The organism is Pseudomonas sp. PME37.24/025 (genome assembly GCF_055556615.1).
The window spans coordinates 1-255 of sequence record NZ_JBVHNK010000364.1; the positions used below are offsets into that span (position 1 = coordinate 1).

At 62.4% G+C, this 255-nt stretch carries 1 pseudogene; it reads left to right on the top strand.

Annotated features, from left to right (window positions below):
• Positions 1–255 (top strand): annotated as a pseudogene (locus tag ACZ3HH_RS30705) (DNA ligase-associated DEXH box helicase); the annotation flags it as partial.

Here is a 255-nt window from a genome sequence, read left to right on the forward strand (position 1 = left end):
GGGAGTCGATTTCCTGCCTGTCGAGCGGGTTCTGCAGATCGGATCGGCCAAGGGTGTCGCCCGTCTGCTGCAACGCGCTGGGCGTTCCGGTCATGCGCCGGGGCGTACCTCTCGGATTACTCTTGTTCCCACTCACGGCCTTGAATTGATCGAAGCCATTGCCGTGCAAGACGCCGTCGCAGCCGGGCGTATCGAAGCACGTGAATCCCCCCATCAGCCGCTGGATGTACTGGTTCAGCATCTGGTCAGCGTGGC